General features: G+C 30.7%; 16 protein-coding genes. 12 read left to right on the forward strand and 4 right to left on the reverse strand.

What is annotated here, in order from left to right; genetic code table 11:
* Window positions 1-143 precede the first annotated feature (143 nt).
* Genes dnaN through purF form a run of 4 tightly spaced genes read left to right on the forward strand, consistent with a single transcriptional unit; the run spans window position 144 to window position 5,860 of the window.
* A complete protein-coding gene (dnaN, locus tag HA144_RS00005) occupies window positions 144-1,301 on the forward strand; it encodes a DNA polymerase III subunit beta (RefSeq protein WP_209042504.1) in 1,158 nt (385 codons plus the stop codon).
* 1 nt (window position 1,302) lies between these two features.
* Entirely contained in the window at window positions 1,303-2,010 is a 708-nt protein-coding gene (locus HA144_RS00010; RefSeq protein ID WP_209041280.1) for a PRC-barrel domain-containing protein, read from the forward strand.
* 3 nt (window positions 2,011-2,013) lie between these two features.
* Window positions 2,014-4,353 (forward strand): phosphoribosylformylglycinamidine synthase subunit PurL, encoded by a 2,340-nt coding sequence (gene purL, locus HA144_RS00015; protein ID WP_209041283.1) that lies wholly within the window; start codon window positions 2,014-2,016, stop codon window positions 4,351-4,353.
* 46 nt (window positions 4,354-4,399) lie between these two features.
* The gene (gene purF / locus HA144_RS00020) at window positions 4,400-5,860 is read left to right on the forward strand and encodes an amidophosphoribosyltransferase (protein ID WP_209041286.1); all 1,461 of its coding nucleotides are present in this window, start codon (window positions 4,400-4,402) and stop codon (window positions 5,858-5,860) included.
* Here the strand turns inward: purF and HA144_RS00025 are convergent.
* The 3 genes from HA144_RS00025 to queG form a co-directional block, all read right to left on the reverse strand.
* Complete coding sequence (locus tag HA144_RS00025) at window positions 5,857-8,298, reverse strand: DNA gyrase/topoisomerase IV subunit A (protein ID WP_209041289.1); 2,442 nt, start codon at window positions 8,296-8,298, stop codon at window positions 5,857-5,859. The genes purF and HA144_RS00025 overlap by 4 nt on opposite strands.
* A 77-nt stretch (window positions 8,299-8,375) precedes the next feature.
* Window positions 8,376-9,239: a tetratricopeptide repeat protein gene (locus HA144_RS00030; protein WP_209041293.1), complete on the reverse strand. Its 864-nt coding sequence runs from the start codon at window positions 9,237-9,239 to the stop codon at window positions 8,376-8,378.
* Window positions 9,240-9,243: 4 nt separating this feature from the next.
* Window positions 9,244-10,188, reverse strand: coding sequence for a tRNA epoxyqueuosine(34) reductase QueG (queG, locus tag HA144_RS00035; RefSeq protein WP_209041295.1), 945 nt, complete (start codon window positions 10,186-10,188; stop codon window positions 9,244-9,246).
* A 147-nt stretch (window positions 10,189-10,335) separates the two neighbouring features.
* Here queG and HA144_RS00040 point away from each other — a divergent pair, with 147 nt between their 5' ends.
* The 6 genes from HA144_RS00040 to HA144_RS00065 all read left to right on the forward strand — a co-directional run bounded on the left by HA144_RS00040 (window position 10,336) and on the right by HA144_RS00065 (window position 16,657).
* Window positions 10,336-11,070 carry a DUF502 domain-containing protein gene (locus HA144_RS00040; protein ID WP_209041298.1) on the forward strand — a complete coding sequence of 245 codons (735 nt, stop codon included), beginning with the start codon at window positions 10,336-10,338 and terminating at the stop codon, window positions 11,068-11,070.
* Window positions 11,071-11,073: 3 nt separating this feature from the next.
* Window positions 11,074-11,703 (forward strand): transcription antitermination factor NusB, encoded by a 630-nt coding sequence (nusB, locus tag HA144_RS00045; protein WP_209041300.1) that lies wholly within the window; start codon window positions 11,074-11,076, stop codon window positions 11,701-11,703.
* A 58-nt stretch (window positions 11,704-11,761) separates the two neighbouring features.
* A complete protein-coding gene (gene ftsY / locus HA144_RS00050; RefSeq protein WP_209041303.1) occupies window positions 11,762-13,051 on the forward strand; it encodes a signal recognition particle-docking protein FtsY in 1,290 nt (429 codons plus the stop codon).
* 67 nt (window positions 13,052-13,118) lie between these two features.
* The gene (locus HA144_RS00055; RefSeq protein WP_209041305.1) at window positions 13,119-14,462 is read left to right on the forward strand and encodes a PP2C family protein-serine/threonine phosphatase; all 1,344 of its coding nucleotides are present in this window, start codon (window positions 13,119-13,121) and stop codon (window positions 14,460-14,462) included.
* A gap of 61 nt (window positions 14,463-14,523) precedes the next feature.
* On the forward strand, window positions 14,524-15,903 hold the full coding sequence (argH, locus tag HA144_RS00060) for an argininosuccinate lyase (protein ID WP_209041309.1): 1,380 nt from the start codon (window positions 14,524-14,526) through the stop codon (window positions 15,901-15,903).
* Window positions 15,904-16,018: 115 nt separating this feature from the next.
* Window positions 16,019-16,657, forward strand: coding sequence for an RNA recognition motif domain-containing protein (locus HA144_RS00065; protein ID WP_209041312.1), 639 nt, complete (start codon window positions 16,019-16,021; stop codon window positions 16,655-16,657).
* On the opposite strand, the gene dusA is transcribed toward HA144_RS00065, so the two are convergent.
* On the reverse strand, window positions 16,654-17,658 hold the full coding sequence (dusA, locus tag HA144_RS00070; protein WP_209041315.1) for a tRNA dihydrouridine(20/20a) synthase DusA: 1,005 nt from the start codon (window positions 17,656-17,658) through the stop codon (window positions 16,654-16,656). The two genes, HA144_RS00065 and dusA, sit on opposite strands and share 4 nt — an antisense overlap.
* A 22-nt stretch (window positions 17,659-17,680) precedes the next feature.
* Here dusA and msrB point away from each other — a divergent pair, with 22 nt between their 5' ends.
* Window positions 17,681-18,175, forward strand: coding sequence for a peptide-methionine (R)-S-oxide reductase MsrB (gene msrB, locus HA144_RS00075; protein ID WP_209041318.1), 495 nt, complete (start codon window positions 17,681-17,683; stop codon window positions 18,173-18,175).
* Between the two features lie 75 nt (window positions 18,176-18,250).
* On the forward strand, window positions 18,251-18,970 hold the full coding sequence (gene grpE, locus HA144_RS00080; protein ID WP_209041321.1) for a nucleotide exchange factor GrpE: 720 nt from the start codon (window positions 18,251-18,253) through the stop codon (window positions 18,968-18,970).
* Window positions 18,971-18,984: the final 14 nt, after the last annotated feature.

Consider the following 18,984-nt stretch of genomic DNA (forward strand, 5'->3'; position numbering starts at 1 on the left):
ATTCCACAGTTTCCACAAAAACTACTACTACTAATTTTTTTTAATTATTTAATTAATTATTTATATTAGAAGGTAAAAAAATAATTTATTGAATTTAATTAACGATAAAAGTATATTGAGTGTGTAAAGAAATCCGATTGAAGATGGAGATTATTTGTAATCAAAATGAGTTAAATAATGCTATTCAATTAGTAGGCAAAGCAGTTGCTTCAAGACCAACACATCCTATTCTGGCCAATATACTTCTAACTGCTGATCAAGGCATAAATAAAATTAGCTTGACAGGATTTGATCTGAATTTAGGTATTCAGTCTTCTTTTGATGGAACTGTCAACAAAAGTGGGGCTATTACCATACCTTCAAAACTTTTATCTGAAATAGTAAATAAGCTACCTAATGAAACTCCAGTCTCTATAGAAGTTGAAGAGAATTCGGATAATGTTTTAATAAAAAGTGATAGAGGTTCTTTTAATCTTAAGGGTATACCATCAGATGACTATCCTAATTTACCATTTGTAGAAAGTGGTACTTCTTTAAATATTGATCCTAGTTCTTTTTTAAAAGCTTTAAAGTCTACAATTTTCGCAAGTAGTAATGATGATTCAAAGCAATTACTTACGGGAGTCAATTTTACTTTTAAAAAAAATTACTTAGAGTCTGCTTCTACAGATGGCCATAGATTAGCTGTCGCGTTAATTGATAATGAAGAAATTGTAGAAAATAACGATAATTTATATTTGGATGAAAGTGATTTATCAGTAACTATTCCAACTAGATCATTAAGAGAAATTGAAAAACTAGTTACTTTAAAGAATTCAGAAAATTCAATAAAGCTTTTCTATGATAAAGGTCAAGTCGTTTTTATTTCTTCTAATCAAATTATTACAACAAGAACTCTTGAAGGTACTTATCCAAATTATTCACAATTAATCCCAGATAGTTTTTCAAAGATTTTTAATTTTAATACTAAAAAATTAATCGATGCTTTAGAAAGAATTGCTGTTTTAGCTGATCAGCAGAGTAGTGTGGTTAAAATTAAATTAGGAAATGATGATTTAGCTTCAATAAGTGCAGATGCACAAGATATCGGAAATGCAAATGAATCAATCCCAGTTTCTCATTCAGGAGAGGATTTTGATATTGCATTTAATGTTAGATATCTTTTAGAGGGTTTAAAAGTTATTGTGTCTGAAAATGTACTTTTAAAGTGTAATCTTTCAACTACTCCAGCCGTTTTAGTACCAGAAGATAATCTTAATTCTTTTACCTATTTAGTTATGCCTGTTCAGGTTCGTTCTTAATTTGAAATTACCTAAAGAAATTTTATTAAGTGAATTACTAAATTATACTGTTAAGGGTAATACGGCCCTTAATTATGGGAATGGTGAAAATGTTTGGATGCATCCCCCAGTCCATCGTATTTTAGGATGGTATTCTCGTCCTTCAAATTTTGATTTAAAAAGAAATGTTTGGAAATTAAATCAAATTAGTCAGATAATCGATAATGAAATCTATGTTAAAGGTGACCCTGCTATTTCTGATTTAGCAACTCTAAATAGATTTCCAACTTTAATAGAAGCAAATTTAATAAATATAAATGGTTCAAAAATAGGTGTCATAGCAGATTTTTTATTTGAAATGAAAACGGGTAAAATTAAATATTATTTAGTGTCTCGATCGAATCCTAAGATTCCTGGTTCTAGTAGATGGCAACTAAATATAGAAAACATTAATGATCAACAACCAGGTTTAGTATTTTGTGAAAGCGATTCTTTAGATGATTTATCTTTAGTAAAATCAAGTATTAAGAATGAATTTTTGCAAAAAGGAAAAAAAATTATAGATAGATTTGATGATATGAAAAATATAGCTTCAAATAGACTAGAGGATTGGCTTGAAGAAGATGAAGATATAAACCAAAACTTAGATTTTGAACAAAAAAGTTTTTATAATAACGGGAGAACACCGAAATCTTTCAGTGATAAAAGAGAAGATGACCCTTGGATCTAAATAATGATAAATTCAGAAAATAACGATTTTTATGATCTTAATGAAGTACTCAAAGTTGAAAATTTAAAAATTAATGATTACGAAGAAATTTGCAAAAGATTGAAGAGAAAACCAAATAGGACTGAATTAGGGATGTTTGGAGTTATGTGGTCTGAACATTGTTGTTATAGAAATTCAAAACCTTTACTATCTAAGTTTCCTACTAAAGGGAAAAACGTTTTGGTTGGTCCTGGAGAAAATGCCGGAGTTATTGATGTTGGAAATAATCAAAAACTTGTTTTTAAAATTGAAAGTCATAATCACCCTTCTGCTATTGAACCTTTTCAAGGGGCGGCAACAGGTGTGGGAGGAATATTAAGAGATATTTTCACAATGGGAGCAAGACCAATAGCTGTATTGAATTCATTGCGATTCGGAAATCTTGATAAATCATCAAATGTTGATTTGCTGCGGGGAGTGGTATCTGGTATTTCACATTATGGAAATTGTGTAGGTGTGCCTACCGTTGGAGGAGAAATTGACTTCGATGATAGTTATTCTGGAAATCCTTTGGTCAATGTGATGGCTTTAGGACTTTTAGAAACTAATGAGATCGTTTGTTCGGGAGCTAAAAATGTAGGATCACCAGTTTTATATGTTGGCAATACTACTGGCAGAGATGGAGTTGGTGGCGCAAGTTTCGCAAGTTCAGAATTAACTACCGCTTCATTAGATGATAGACCTGCAGTACAAGTAGGGGATCCGTTTATCGAGAAAAGTCTAATAGAAGCTTGTTTAGAAGCTTTTAAAACAGGAGATGTAATTGCAGCTCAAGATATGGGTGCAGCAGGTTTAACCTGTAGTAGTGCAGAAATGGCTGCAAATGGAAATTTAGGAATATCTATTAATTTAGATTTAGTACCCTCTAGAGAAGATAATATGTCTTCATATCAATATTTACTATCAGAATCGCAAGAGAGAATGTTGTTTGTTGTAAAAGAAGAAAAGATTAATGACCTAATTGAAAAATTTAAAAAATGGGGATTATATGCGAATGTAATTGGTGAAGTAATAGAGTCTAATGAGGTAATTATTTCGCAGAATAATAAAATTGTTGCTCAAATCCCTACTTCTGCTTTATCCGATGATACTCCTGTTAATTATCATACTGTGATTAAAAATCCACCTGATTATTTGTTAGAAAAATGGGAATGGAAAGAAAGTAATTTACCGGAAATTAAAGATCATAAAATATTGTCATTGAAGGATAATAAAATTTTTTCTTATTCACAAATCATTTTAAAACTGCTATCTAATCCTTCAATAGCTTCTAAAAGATGGATTTATAAACAATATGACTCTCAAGTGCAGTCAAATACAGTCTTTAAGCCTGGAGAATCAGATGCAGCTGTAATAAGATTAAGAGAACAAAATGAAAAAAATAAAAATAAAGTATTTTCTGGGGTTGCCGCTTCAGTTGACTGTAATAGCAGATGGGTTTCTCTTGATCCTTTTAGAGGAGCTGTAGCTGCAGTTGCAGAATCATCAAGAAACGTTAGTTGTGTTGGAGCTGAACCAGTAGCTATTACTAATAACTTAAATTTTTCTTCTCCTCACACTGAAATTGGGTATTGGCAACTTTCATCTTCATGTAATGGAATTTCTGAAGCTTGTAGAACTTTGGAAACTCCCGTTACAGGAGGAAATGTTTCCCTATACAATGAATCGAAAAATGAAGATAATAAAATAACTCCTATTAATCCTACTCCAGTTATTGGAATGGTTGGGACGATTGATAATGTTGAAAAAGCTATAAGCAGCGAATGGAAAAATATTGACGATCAAATCTGGTTAATTGGCTCTAATAAATCAGAAACAACAATTTCGGCCAGTTCTTATTTGGAATATTTTCATGGAGAAATTACAGGTCGACCCCCCCAAATAGATTTGTTAGATGAAAAGTTTTGCCAGAGTTTTTTAAGAAATGCGATCTTAAATAGCTTTGTAGTCTCTTCACACGATATTAGCGATGGTGGTTTAGCTATAGCCTTAGCAGAGTGCTGCATTTTGTCCTCAAAAGGTGCAACGATAGAATTAAACACAGATATTAATAGGTACGATAATTTATTGTTTGCAGAAGGAGGTTCTAGAATTATTTTTTCAATTGATAAAACGAAAGAAAATCAATGGCTCGATTATCTTAAAAAAATCAATATATATACCAAATCAAGTATATACGTAAAAAAAATTGGATATGTTTCTACTGAAACCTTTAAAATAAAAATTCAAGACAAAAATATATGCAATATTAGGGTTGAGGAATTAACTCAAAAATTTAATAATAGTATTTCAGATCGCTTTTAATATGAAAACCATTTCTCAATTATCAAAATTTTCAAGAAATTAAGTTATGTGTGGAATAGTTGGAATCGTTTCTTCAGATGATGTAAATCAACAAATTTATGATAGTCTTTTGCTTCTCCAGCATAGAGGTCAAGACTCAACTGGTATAGCTACAATGGAAAATAATTTTTTTCATATACATAAGGCTAAAGGTCAGGTTAATACTGCTTATAGAACTAGAGATATGAGGAATTTAATTGGAAAAGTTGGATTGGGTCATGTTAGGTACGCAACAAAAGGATCAGCAGAAAGTGTTGAGGAAGCACAGCCTTTTTATGTTAATGCTCCTTATGGGATTGTTTTAATACACAATGGCAATTTGACTAATACTAGAGATTTAGAAAAACAATTATTTAATATTGATAAGCGACATACGAATTCGTCAAGCGATACTGAAATGTTGTTAAATGTATTTGCGACAGAATTACAAGAACAAATTCATAATCAAGAATTGCAGCCTGATATTATTTTTGATGCTGTAAAATCTTTACATACAAGAATTCAGGGATCATATGCTTCAATTGCATTAATTTCAGGACATGGTTTATTAGCATTTAGAGATCCTTTCGGTATTCGACCTTTAGTTATAGGAAAAAGACTTTCACTAACTACAAAAAAAGATGAGTGGATGGTTGCTAGTGAATCTCTTGTGCTTGAGAATAATGATTATCAAATAGTTAGAGATGTAAATCCTGGAGAAGCTATTTTTATAAACCTTAATGGCGAATTTTTTTCTAAACAATGTTCTGAAAATCCCATTTTATTTCCATGTGCTTTTGAATACGTTTATCTAGCTAGGCCTGATTCAATTATGAATGGAATTTCCGTTTATAAAGCACGTTTAAAAATGGGAGATTATTTATCTGAAACAATAAAACAAACAATTGATTCTGGAGATATTGATGTTGTAATGCCTATTCCTGATTCTTCTCGACCAGCGGCTATGCAAGTTGCTAGACAATTAGGTATTGAGTATAGAGAAGGTTTTTTTAAAAATAGATATGTTGGTAGAACTTTCATAATGCCTGGTCAACAGAAACGTAAGAAATCTGTAAGACAAAAATTGAATGCTATGAGTGCAGAGTTTAAAAATAAAAATGTTTTAATAGTAGATGACTCTATAGTAAGAGGTACTACTTCAAAAGAAATTGTCCAAATGGCAAAAGATGCAGGAGCAAATAAAGTTTTTTTCACTTCAGCAGCACCTCCTGTTCGTTTCCCTCATGTTTATGGAATTAACATGCCTAATAGAGATGAATTAATAGCTCATGATAGAACAATTAGTCAAATTGCTGATAAACTTGAAATTGATAAATTGGTTTATCAAAATGTTGAAAATTTGCGAAAATCAATAATTAGTGATTCTCCAATAAAAGATTTGGAAATGAGTTGTTTTACTGGTTCATATGTAACAGGAACAGTAAATCAAGAGTATTTAGATTGGGTAGAAAATGAATATAAGTCTTAGTCAAGAAAACTTTCGAGTCTAAAACAATTTTCAAGATACTCGCCTTTATCTAATTTTAAAAAGTCAATTAAAAATGTTGTTTTATTAGACTTGAAATTTATTTTTTTAAAATCTAACCTAGCAGATTTATTTTTATTGGTTTCAATATCAAGGTAATAGTTACTAGGTAAAACTTTAAGAAAGTAATCGTTTTTTAGTTGGAATTTTTCATTTAGGTATCCCAAACTGTATTCATTTGCGTAATAAATTTCATCACTATTTATACAAAAGACTTTACCTTGCCTAGAAACTAAATAAATATTATCTCCATTTTGATACGGACAACAAGAAACAATTTTTTCAGTTGGTAAAAGTTTTGCAAGCAATAATCCTTGAGATTGTTTCGTGGTTGGCGTTAAAAATTTATTTGATAAATTGAATTTAAACATTCTTCCTATTGAGGTTAGGATAATTAAATTTTTTTCTTCGTTAGAAATAAATGAATCAATTGTTTTAATATTATTTTTTAATTTTGTTACCGAGAAAGATCTATTGCTTTTAATCATTTCACCATCAAATAAAACTTTTTTAAATCTTCCATCAGAATTCAAAATACATAAATAATTCTTTACTCCTTTTTTAATTGAATGAAAATTTATTATTTCATTTGGATTAATATTCCCAAGGTTTTTATTGTCCAATTTATAGTCATTATTAATATTAGTTTCCCAATCAATGTGAAAAACCTTTCCATTAACAGTTAGTCCAATTATTTTTATTTTTTTTTCGATATTACATATAAATTTTTGAATATTTTTATTATCAATGATTTTGTTTACATCTTCAAAGGATTTTTTGTAGTTATTTAAAATCATTTTTTTTAAATATAATCTATTGTCTATAAATAGTTTTGTTTTTTTATTGATAAGCTCTTCTAATATTTGATTATTGATAGTTTCTAATTCTTCATTTTGATCTATATTTTTAAGGATTTTTGTCCTTCTTTTAACATTAAATTTTTTCTTTAATATTATTAATTCTTCTGTTAGTAATTTAAGTAGTATTTTTCTATCAGTTAATAATTTTTGAAAATAATCCTTTTTTTCTTTTAATTTTTTTATATCAAGAATTATTTGATTTCTTTCTAGATTTGTTAGCCTTTTGAGGGGCATATCTAAAACTGAATTTGCCTGTTTTTCACTTAAAAAGAAATGATTAATTAATTTTGATTTAGCTTCTGCAGAATTTTCTGAGCCTTCAATAATCTCAATTACTTTTTTTATGTCTTTTGTCGCTTTTGATAAACCATTCAATATCTCAAGTTTTTCAAGAGTATTTATTAGAAAGTAATTAGTTCTTTTTCTAATTGTTTCTTCTCGAAATTCTAGAAAATAGCTAAGGTATTCTTTTAAGTTTAGTTGGACAGGTTTCCCTTTAATTAATGCTAAAAAAATGGCACCAAAGTTGGTTTGTAAAGTTGTTTTTTTATATAAATTAGAAATTACGAGTTCACTATTAGAATCTTTTTTTAACTCTATTACAATTCTCATTCCATCTCTGTCACTTTCATCCCTAATATCAGAGATCCCATTAATTTTGCCTGAATTAACAAGTTCTGCTAGTTTTTCAATCCAACCTGCTTTACTGATTTGAAAAGGAAGTTCTGTAATTATTAATGCATTTTTTTTATGTTTGCCCTTGCCTAAATTTATTTCTTCTGTATTTATAACTCCTCTTATTGTTACCGAACCTTTTCCTGTTTCATAAAGTTCTTCTATTGCTCGATTGAAAATTAATTCTCCTCCAGTTGGAAAATCAGGTCCCTTAATAATGTTAGAAAGTTTTTTATTAGTTAAATCTTTATTTTCTATTAAAGCAATTAAAGCATCCACTATTTCTTCAAGGTTATGAGGGGGAATGTTTGTTGCCATTCCAACAGCAATACCTGATGAGCCGTTTAACAATAAAAATGGAAGTTGGGCTGGTAGGACCTCTGGTTCTTTTTGTGAACCGTCAAAGTTATTTGAAAAATTTACTGTCTCTAATCCAATTTCTTCTAGAAAGCCTTTGTGTGCAATTGGTGCTAATCTTGTTTCGGTGTATCTCATTGCGGCTGGTGGATCATTATCCACAGATCCAAAATTTCCATGACCGTCAAGGGTAGGATATCTAGTAGAAAAATTTTGTACTAGTCTTACCAACGCATCATATACTGCTTGATCTCCATGAGGATGGTACTTCCCTAGTACATCTCCAACAACTCTTGCACATTTTCTAAATGGTTTATCGGGCGTTAAACCTAATTCATACATTGCAAAAAGTATTCTTCTCTGTACAGGTTTAAGACCGTCTCTTGCATCAGGAAGAGCTCGACCAACTATTACACTCATTGCATACTCTAGGTAAGAACGTTGCATTTCTTCTTGTAGAGAGATAGAAGTAAATTTTTTCTTATCCATCAGAGAGCAAAATTAAATATTTTTTGTTTAACTAAATTAAGACTAATAGGTAAATAAATATTTACCAGTATTGATAATTAAGAAGATGCATTTATTTTGGATTTCGCCAAGATAATATCTGTTTGAAGTTGATCATTCTGAAAAAGAATTTCTGTTGAGTTTTGTATTTTTTCACCCCACAATTGCTCTTTTCTATAGTCATAATTCACATATTTGGGATCTTTTGTTAAAGCTTTTTTTGCAAGTTGAAGCGCTAAGTTAATATCTTTCATTCTTAAACACGAAGCAAGTCCTAGTAATGGCTCCGCGTTTTCTTGAATTGAGATCGCTTTTTCAAAATGTTTTATGGATAGACTGATGTTGTTTTCCTCGAAATAAGCTAAACCTTGATTATTTATCGCTTGCCAGAAATTAGGTTTAATCTTTATAGATTTATCAAATACCTTGATTGCCTCCGAGTAATTTTTTTCCATTAATAAAATATTTCCTAATTGAAAAATAGCTTTATGGTTATTTGGTTCAAAGCTTAAACCTTCCTCTAAAGCAGTTTTTGCATATTCAAGTTGTGAGATCTTAAGATAAACATTACTTTTGGCAAAATATATTTCGCTATTGTTTGAACTGATTTTTTGGGCTTTATTTAGAGATATTAATGCTTTTTTATATAGTTTGTTAGCTACTTGTGCTTCAGCTAAAATTAACCATAGTTTTTCGTCTGTTTTATTAATTTTTATAGCTAATTTTGCTAGGTTTAGACTTTTTTTATATTGTCCAAAATATAAAAGTTGATATGCATCTTTCCCAATAGATAAGCTTTCTGATTCTAAATTTTTTTTTGTTGGTAAATAATAATATGGGACAACTGATTTAGCTTGATCTACTTCAAAAAAGTAAAAACAAATTAAAAAGATGCAAATTGTTTTGTTCAAGAATTTTTTCATATTTTTATCTATTATTAAGATTTGCCATTATGTTTCTTCTCCACATCCATGGCTTAATTCTTTTTAATGTAGTCCCTTTAAGATTTTTTTTCCAAGTATTGTCATCCCAATTTAATGACTTATTATCAAGATTTTTAATCCATTCTTTTGGAGTAGTTTCAAAAGTATTGTTGTATGGAACTGATCTATTCCAAGGACATATATCTTGGCAAATATCGCATCCTGCAACCCACCCATTTAAATTTTTTTCTATCTTTTTTGGAATAGTTTTTTCCCTACTTTCTATGGTGTGATATGCAATACATAGGTCTGATTGTATTACAAAGGGTTCAACTATCGCTTTTGTAGGGCAATGTTCTATACATTTATCACATTTTCCGCAAAGTGATTGATGAGGTTTATCTGGTGATAGATCTTTAGTAAGGATCATAAAACCTAAAGTAAGCCAAGAACCATTTTTTTTAGATATTAAATTACTATTTTTACCTATCCAACCAAGCCCTGATTCTTCAGCCCATGCTTTTTCAAGAAGTGGCGAGGTGTCAATACATATTTTCCATTTGCAATTTGGAATTTCTTGGTTAATCCACTTGCCGATATTCTTTAACTTTTTGTAGATTACTTTATGGTAATCTTCTCCTTGACCAAATTTACCTATTTTGAAGCTTTCTTCTTTATTGTTGAGGGAATTAATATAAACAAAACCAACGCTTAGAACACTTTTTGCTCCTTCAAGCAGTGAGCCTATGTTTTTTCTTCTTTCTGCTTCCATCCATTTCATTTCTCCATGATAGTTATTAGATAACCATCTGTTTAAAGCATTAGTTCGTAATTTTAGGCGCGAACTACCTGGTATTGATGCAATTCCAGATATTGCAAAACCTTCACTAATTGCTTTTTCTTTTAACTTTTTACTTATTTCTATTTTGTCTTTAACAGTATTAATCATTTCTTTATTATGTACATTATTTAGTTTGAAAGTTATTTTTAAGTACAGAAACTAATAAATAATTTAAATTAATTAAAAAAAAATATAACCTAACTAAGTAAAAACAGTTAAATTATTAGTAAAGTTAGTATAGTTAGAAACGTTATTTTGGTTGAATCTAATCAAAATCAAGATACAAACCTAGGATCTAGGCTCCAACAGGATCTGAAAAATGATCTTATAGCTGGATTGTTGGTTGTAATTCCTTTAGCAACAACTATTTGGTTATCATCATTAGTTAGTAAATTCGTTTTAACATTAGTCACTTCTGTTCCTAAGCAATTAAATCCTTTTATTAATTTAAATCCTTTATTACAAGACTTAATAAATCTTGCCTTGGGTTTAACAGTTCCTTTATTAGCTATTTTGCTCATAGGTTTAATGGCGAGAAATTTCGTAGGAAGATGGTTATTAGAATTTGGGGAAGGAACCTTATCAAAAATCCCAGTAGCAGGTGCAGTTTACAAAACTCTTAAACAGTTACTCGAAACTTTCCTTAGTAATAAATCAAATAGATTTAGAAGAGTTGTTTTAGTTGAATATCCACGTGAAGGATTATATAGCGTAGGCTTTGTTACAGGCGATGTGGGCCCTTCTCTACAACCAGAATTGGAAGAAAAGTTGCTAAGTATTTTTATACCTACTGCACCTAATCCAACCACTGGTTGGTATACTTTGGTCCCTGAGTCTTCTGTTAAGGATTTGGATATTTCTGTTGAAGATGCTTTTAGAACTATAATCTCCGCTGGGATAGTTAATCCTGATGAAAAAAATAATACAACAAACCCAACATTTTCCAAATTATTTTCTCAATTACGTGCTTCCACGAATCCCTCTTCTTAATTTATGTATAGTAATAGATCTCTCTCTAGGGAATTGTCCTTAATTTCTTTGGGCTTGATAAAAGACAAAGGCAACTTTAAATTAAATAATTTTCAGATAGAAGAGATTGTTGAGTCGGCTTTGGATTCATTAATAAATCATTGCAGAGATGAATTAGATAATTGTGAATTAGATTTAGAAGATGCATCACAAAAAATATTAGAAAGTGAATTACAAGAAGGGGTTGATTCCTCTTTTTCAAATGTTAGAGATCAATTAAAAAAGTCTTTAAAAAAAATTGAAACTGTAATGAATACACTTTCAGTATCTTTGGACTTTCCAAAATTAATAGTTTCTAGCGGACAAATTGATATTAGAGAGGATGTGAATCAGAGAATTAGTAATATTATCAATAATCTTAATAGTATTGATTCTAATATTGATGAAGCAATGGATGGCTGGAGATTGCAAAGGTTACCAAGAATTGATCGAGATATTTTGCGTTTAGCCTACGTGGATATTAATTATCTGAATACACCGATTGCTGTAGCTTGTGATGAGGCTGTTAATTTAGCCAACAAATATAGTGATACGCAAGGAAGAAAATTTATTAATGGAGTATTGAGGAGATTACAAACAGTAAAATTGCCATGATTATTTGATATAAATAAATAATATTTTAAAATTCATACAGTAAATATTATAAATATAAATGACTAATACTAATTCTGATAATTCTAAAGAGTGGGCGGCACAAGCTTATGCACTTTTAAAACAAAAACAAGAAAAACAAAAACAAGAATTACAGAAGGAAGAGGAACAAAAACAACAATTACAGAAGGAAGAGGAACAAAAACAACAATTACAGAAGGAAGAGGAACAAAAACAACAATTACAGAAGGAAGAGGAACAAAAACAAGAATTAATTGATAGTACTAATATAGAAAATCTTCCTAGATCTTTTAATACTTTAAATGAAACAACATTAGGAGAATTTGACGATAATTTTACTTGGTCAGCAATGGTATTAGCTGCTCAAGGAAAAAAAATAAATCAAATTTCTATAGATGAAATAGACTGGCTAACGAAATTAAAAAGAGGATTAGAAGAAACAAGAAAAGGATTTGTTACGGAATTATTGGATAAATTGGGAGATGATCCTCTTACACCTGAATCTCTTGATGACTTAGAGACGCTATTAATAAGGGCAGATGTTGGCATTAATTCAACTGATAAAGTTATAAATTCTCTAAGGAAAAAATTAAATGAAGAAGTAGTCGGAGGAGAAGCAGGAATAAAATTCTTAAAGGAGGAATTAAAATTAATTATCGATAAACCAATAAAAAATTCAGGCGTTGATCTTCTAGTTCCTAAAAAAGGTCATTTAAATGTTTGGTTATTAGTAGGAGTTAATGGTGTTGGCAAAACTACTACATTGGGAAAATTAGCATATTTATCATCAAGAAGTAATTATAAAACCTTGATAGCTGCTGCTGATACTTTTAGAGCTGCCGCAGTAGAACAATTAAAAGTATGGGGAGAGAGAAGTAATGTGGATGTAATATGTAATCAATCCAAAAATGCTGATCCAGCTGCTGTAGTGTTTGATGCAATAAATTGTGCAAAAAAAAGAAATGTTGAATTATTACTAGTTGATACAGCTGGTAGATTGCAAACTAAAAATAATTTGATGGATGAATTAGCAAAAATAAAAAAAATAATAGACAAAAAAGTGCCTGATGCAATTGTTGAATCATTACTAGTTTTAGATGCAAGCCAAGGTCAAAATGGCTTAAAGCAAGCCAAAAGTTTTGCTAAATCAGCTAATCTTAGTGGAGCAATTATTACTAAATTAGATGGCACTTCTAGAGGCGGTGTTTCTTTAGCCGTCTCTGCAGAAGTTAATTTGCCTATAAGATTTATTGGCGCTGGAGAGGGTATAAAAGATTTAAGACCTTTTAATAGTTATGAATTTGTGGAGGCTTTGCTTGCAGATAAATAAATATTTAATTAAATTTTTTTAAAAATTTAAATTTAGTGTTAAAACATATTTATCTATAAAGTTTGTTGTGAAAAATAATCAAAATGAAAAATTATTTTCAAACAAACTTATACAAAAATTCTTAGATAATGAATCTTCAGTAACTTTTGATAATAAATATAAATTTGCTGAACTAGCTCCTTCATTAACTTATTATTTAAAATCTTTTTCCAACATAAATAAATTGCTGGACTATATATCCTTAATTCTTAAACATCTTTTTCCTGAAAAAATAATATTAATAATGCCTTTAAATTACAAAGGAGAAATATGGCATGAAAATATAAAAATTTCCTCTAATAATCAATTTTCAGAAATTCAAGATGACATTAATGGTTTTTTTAATCAATTTAATTTTTCAAAAAATTTCAAAATAAAAGAAATGATAACTTTCGAAAATACTTTAAAAAATAAGTTTGAAAAATATAAAATTGAAAATAAAAAAATATTATCTAGAGGTAAATGTAGAGGATTTATTTATATTTTTAGCTTAGACTTATTAGGAGAATCTATTACTAACGATAGTAATTTTATTTTTATTCACAATTGTCTTGCTGTCGGATTAGAAAACTATTGCTTACTAAAAGAAAAGAAAAAGCATGAAAATGTAGATAGAGAAATTTCTACTGGCGCTGAAATTCAATCTCAACTATTACCAGACTATTGCCCAACTATTTATGGTGTAGATCTTGCTGCCCATTGTAGACCTGCTCTCCAGTTAGGCGGAGATTACTATGATTTTATGTGTTTAAAGACTAATATCTCAGAAAAAAGAAAAGAAAAGGCTAGATGGGCTTTAGTAGTAGGTGATGTTATGGGCAAAGGTATTCCAGCCGGTCTTTTAATGACGATGCTGAGAGGAATGCTACGTGCCGAGGTGCTTACAGGTTTGCCTCCAGATAGGATTTTGCATGACTTGAACCAACTAGCAATTAATGATCTAGATCAATCACATAGATTTGTGACGTTATTTTATTCAGATTATGACCCTAGAACTAGAAAATTGAGATTTGCCAATGCAGCACATAATCCTCCTTTGCTTTGGAAAAGTTCAGATCAGAAAATTATAAAATTAGATGCAGAAGGATTTGTACTTGGACTGCAAAAAGACGCTAAATATAATTGTTGTGAAATCAAGCTTAATGAGAATGATTTAGTCCTTTATTATACTGATGGAGTAATTGATACCTCTAATTCTTTAGGTCAAAGATTTGATGAGGAAAGGTTAATTAAAATATTAACAAAGTTGTGCAAGCAATCTTACACTTCCCAAGAAATTTTAAATAAAATATTTAAAAAATTAGATGATTTCACAGGACAAAATAGAGAACTTGAGGATGACGCATCTATTGTTGTATTTCAATTGAAATGAATATTTTTGTCACCTATTTAAAAAAATGCTTTATTAGAGATATCTTAAGTTACTAATCGATATGGCAAAAGTTTGGAGTAAAAGATTTGATAGTACACTTAATCCTTTTGTCGAAAAGTTTAATGCTTCAATTGGTTTTGATAGAAAACTTATTCTGGAAGATTTGCAATGCTCTATTGCACATGCAAAAATGCTTGGCAAAACTAAAGTTTTATCCACCTCTGAGACTTTGAAGATTATTAATGGTCTTGAGTCAATTAAAGATGAATATTTGGAGGGAAAGTTTTCTCCTGGTCCACCTTCCGAAGATATTCATTATTGTATCGAAGAAAAACTAATAAGTTTAATTGGTGAAACCGGAAAAAAATTACATACTGGTAGAAGCAGAAATGATCAAGTTGGTACGGATTTAAGATTGTGGCTAAGAAAAGAGATTGACAATCTTGAAATTTTATTAACTGACTTGCAAAAATCTTTATTGCATCTTGCGAAATCTAATATTCATACTTTGATTCCTGGATATACACATATGCAAAGAGCGCAACCATTATCTTTGGCTCATCATTTATTGGCTTATTTAGAAATGTTTCAAAGAGATCGCGAAAGATTTAAAGAAGTCAGATCAAGAGTCAATATTTCCCCTTTAGGTGCTGCAGCTTTAGCTGGTACAAAAATAAAAATTGACAGGAACTTTACTGCTACGGAATTGGGTTTTGAAAAGATTTATAAAAATAGTATTGATGCTGTCAGCGATAGAGATTTTTGTATAGAGTTTGTTTCTGCATCCGCATTAGCAATGTCTCATTTGAGCAAAATTTCGGAGGAAATAATTTTATGGGTAACTGATGAGTTTTCTTTCGCAAAATTAACAGATAAGTGTGCAACTGGCAGTAGCTTGATGCCCCAGAAAAAAAATCCAGATGTACCAGAATTGATAAGAGGTAAAACAGGAAGAGTTTATGGTCACCTTCAATCATTATTAACGATGGTCAAAGGGACACCACTTGCCTACAATAAGGATTTTCAAGAGGATAAAGAGCCAATATTTGATAGTGCTGAGACTATATCTTCTTGTATTAAAGCAATGACAATATTAATTAATGAGGGTATAGAATTTAATATTAAAAATTTATCTGATTCGGTAGAAAATGATTTCTCTAATGCTACTGATTTGGCAGATTACTTAGTGGGCAAAAATGTTCCATTTAGGACTGCTTATCAAGTTGTGGGTGAAATTGTTAAATATTGCTTAGAGAGAAAAATGTTATTTAAAAATATCAAGATTGATGAATTTAAAAAATTTCATCCGGAATTCGATGAGGATGTTTATGCGGATCTTGTACCTTTTAATGTAGTTAAATCAAGAATTAGTGAAGGTGGAACAGGTTTTACGCAAGTAGAAAAGGAGTTAAATAACTGGCAAAAAAAATTGTTACTTTAAATCCAAATTATTTTTCTACAACAAGGGTATCTTTTGAAGTAGAATAGTAGAGTAGTGTTATCAAACTATTTTTGTAGTTTTTTTAATTAAGTAATTTTTCCTGGTTTAGTCTAAAGTGAGTATTTTTGTTGGCAACTTGCCTTTCCGTGCAGAGCGCGAAGATGTTTTACAACTGTTTGCCCCTTTTGGTGAAGTTTTAAATTGTTCCCTTCCTCTTGAAAGAGATACAGGAAGAAAAAGAGGGTTTGCATTTGTTGAAATGGCAGATGAAGCAACAGAGTCAACGGCAATTGATGGTTTACAAGGCACAGAACTTATGGGTAGGCCATTAAGAATTAACAAAGCAGAGCCAAGGGGTTCAGGTGGATCCCGTAGAGGAGGAAGAGGTGGCTACGGCGGCAATAATGGCGGTGGCTACGGCGGCAATAATGGCGGTGGCTACGGCGGCAATAATGGCGGTGGCTACGGCGGTAATAATGGTGGTGGCTACGGCGGCAATAATGGCGGTGGCTACGGCGGTAATAATGGTGGTGGCTATGGCGGTGGCTACGGTGGTAATAATGGCGGTGGCTACGGTGGTGGTGCTGCAAATTCTGAATCTAATGTTTCTTACACTAATAAATCTTCAGGTGCAGAAGGTTGGGAAGATAGAAGTTATGGAAACACTTCTGAAAACTCTGAATATGAAAGTGGTAGAAGCAGGAGAAAAAGAGGAGTATCCAATGAGGGTAACATCTCAAATGAAGAAAATTAGTAACCCATTTCTTTAAGCTTAGAGGTTAAGTTAAAAAGGTACTCGATATCTAATTCCTTATTAATAGATTTAATTGAAATTTGATTCCTCCAAATTTTTGCTTTTGGAATACCCTCTACTAAATTGATGAGATGTTTACAAATATCCCAAGATTTTCCTCCATTAATTAAGTGCTTTTCTATGTATGGAACTAATGAGAAGATAATTTCTGATGCTGATTTGGGTTTTGTATGAATCCCATAAATTTTTTGATCAATTTCAGACCATCTTAAGGGATGTTTATAAATTGATCTTCCGATCATTACGCCATCAAAATCACTAAGTGCGTCTAATGATTCATCAATATTTTTAAAACCACCATTTATTTCTATTAATAATTCTGGATTTAATTTTTTCAATTTTTTTACAATGTCGTACTTAAGTGGAGGTATTGTTCTGTTCTGTTTTGGATTTAGACCTTTTAATATTGCTTTCCTTGCATGAACTGTAAATCTATCTGCACCAGCCTTTGCAATATGCCTTACGAAATTATTCAAATAAATGAAGCTATCATCGTTGTCTACACCAATTCTGTGTTTTATTGTAACCGGTAAATTGCAGTTATTTTTTAAAGACTCTATACATTTTGCTACTTTTTTAGGATCTTTCATAAGTGAAGCCCCAAAATTTCCAGAACAGACTCTTGGACTTGGACAACCAACATTAAAGTTTATTTCGTCATAGCCCCAATCCTCCGCCATTTTCGCAGCCTCTTTAAGGATTTCAGGATCGTCTCCACCAAATTGAACTGATATTGGGTGTTCTTCATTATTAAAATCTAAAAATTTTTCTTTTTTATCCGTATGAAATAAACTTTGAGCCACAATCATTTCCGTATACAAGAGAGCTTCAGAACTTATTTTTCTCATTATCATTCTGAAATGTTTATCAGTACAATCCATCATTGGAGCAATACTTAATTTATGAATATTTTTAATAGAATCAGGATGTATGGAACTCATTACTTTTTATGTGAGTAAATATATGAATCAATTTTTATCAAGAAGAACTTTTATTCTAATTCCTACTATGTCAATACTAAAAACATTTTTTAAGCCTATGCAAGTTTTAGCTTCTTCGATTGCTTCTAAAGAGGAGTGGAATTTATCAAAAGAAGAATGGAAATCCAGACTAAGTCCAGAATCCTATTATATTTTGAGGGAGGAAGGCACTGAAAGAGCTTTCAGTAGCGAATTAAATAATGAGAAAAGAAAAGGGACTTTTCACTGCGCAGGATGTGATTTACCACTTTTTCTCTCAGATAAAAAGTTTGATAGTGGCACTGGATGGCCAAGCTTTTGGGATCCAATTCAAGGATCAGTTGCAACAAAAGTTGATTTTAAGTTGATTGTTCCAAGAACCGAATATCACTGCTCTAGATGCGGAGGTCATCAAGGACACGTTTTTAATGATGGGCCACTTCCTACAGGCAAAAGATACTGTAATAACGGATTAGCATTAAGGTTTGTTCCTGAGTAAAAATTTGTGCGGCCTTCCGCAACTTGTTTTGTGCATCACTTTATTGGAAAATAGTTTTATTAAATTTTTAGAAAAATGATTGAAAATCAATCAGACAATATTGATACTAAAGAAAATGATGTTTCTAATCAGGATAATGCCCCTGAGGATACTTCTTCTGCTGAAGATAAAATAATCGAAAATGATGAATTATCAACAGAAAAAAAAGAAGAATTAAATACCGAAGAATTAAAAAATACTATCTCCAATAATGATGCAAGGTTAGAACAGTTAGAAAAAGAGCACGAAACATTAAAAAATCAATATGTAAGAATTTCAGCAGACTTTGATAATTTTAGAAAAAGGCAGTCTAGAGATCAGGATGATTTAAAAGTCCAACTTGTTTCTAAAACTTTAACTGCAATACTCCCAATCGTTGATAATTTTGAAAGAGCAAGACAACAATTAAAACCAGAAAGTGAAGAAGCTCAAGCCCTTCATAGAAGTTATCAAGGATTGTATAAACAATTGGTAGAAGTTTTAAAACAACAAGGAGTTGCCCCCATGAGAGTTGTTGGCCAGCAATTTGATCCAAATTTGCATGAAGCTGTATTAAGAGAGCCTAGTGAAGAGTTTAAAGAAGATTTTATTGTGGAAGAATTACAGCGAGGATATCATTTAGAGGGAAAGGTTTTGAGACATGCTTTGGTTAAAGTTTCCATGGGGCCAGGTAAACAAAATTCACAAGATGAAGTAGAAAAGGATACAGTTGAAGAGAGTATTGATTCAGAGGAAAATACTTCTGAAGATGTATAAATTCCAAATTTTTA

It is taken from the genome of Prochlorococcus marinus XMU1404, from assembly GCF_017696175.1.
Lineage (GTDB): Bacteria > Cyanobacteriota > Cyanobacteriia > PCC-6307 > Cyanobiaceae > Prochlorococcus_A > Prochlorococcus_A marinus_X.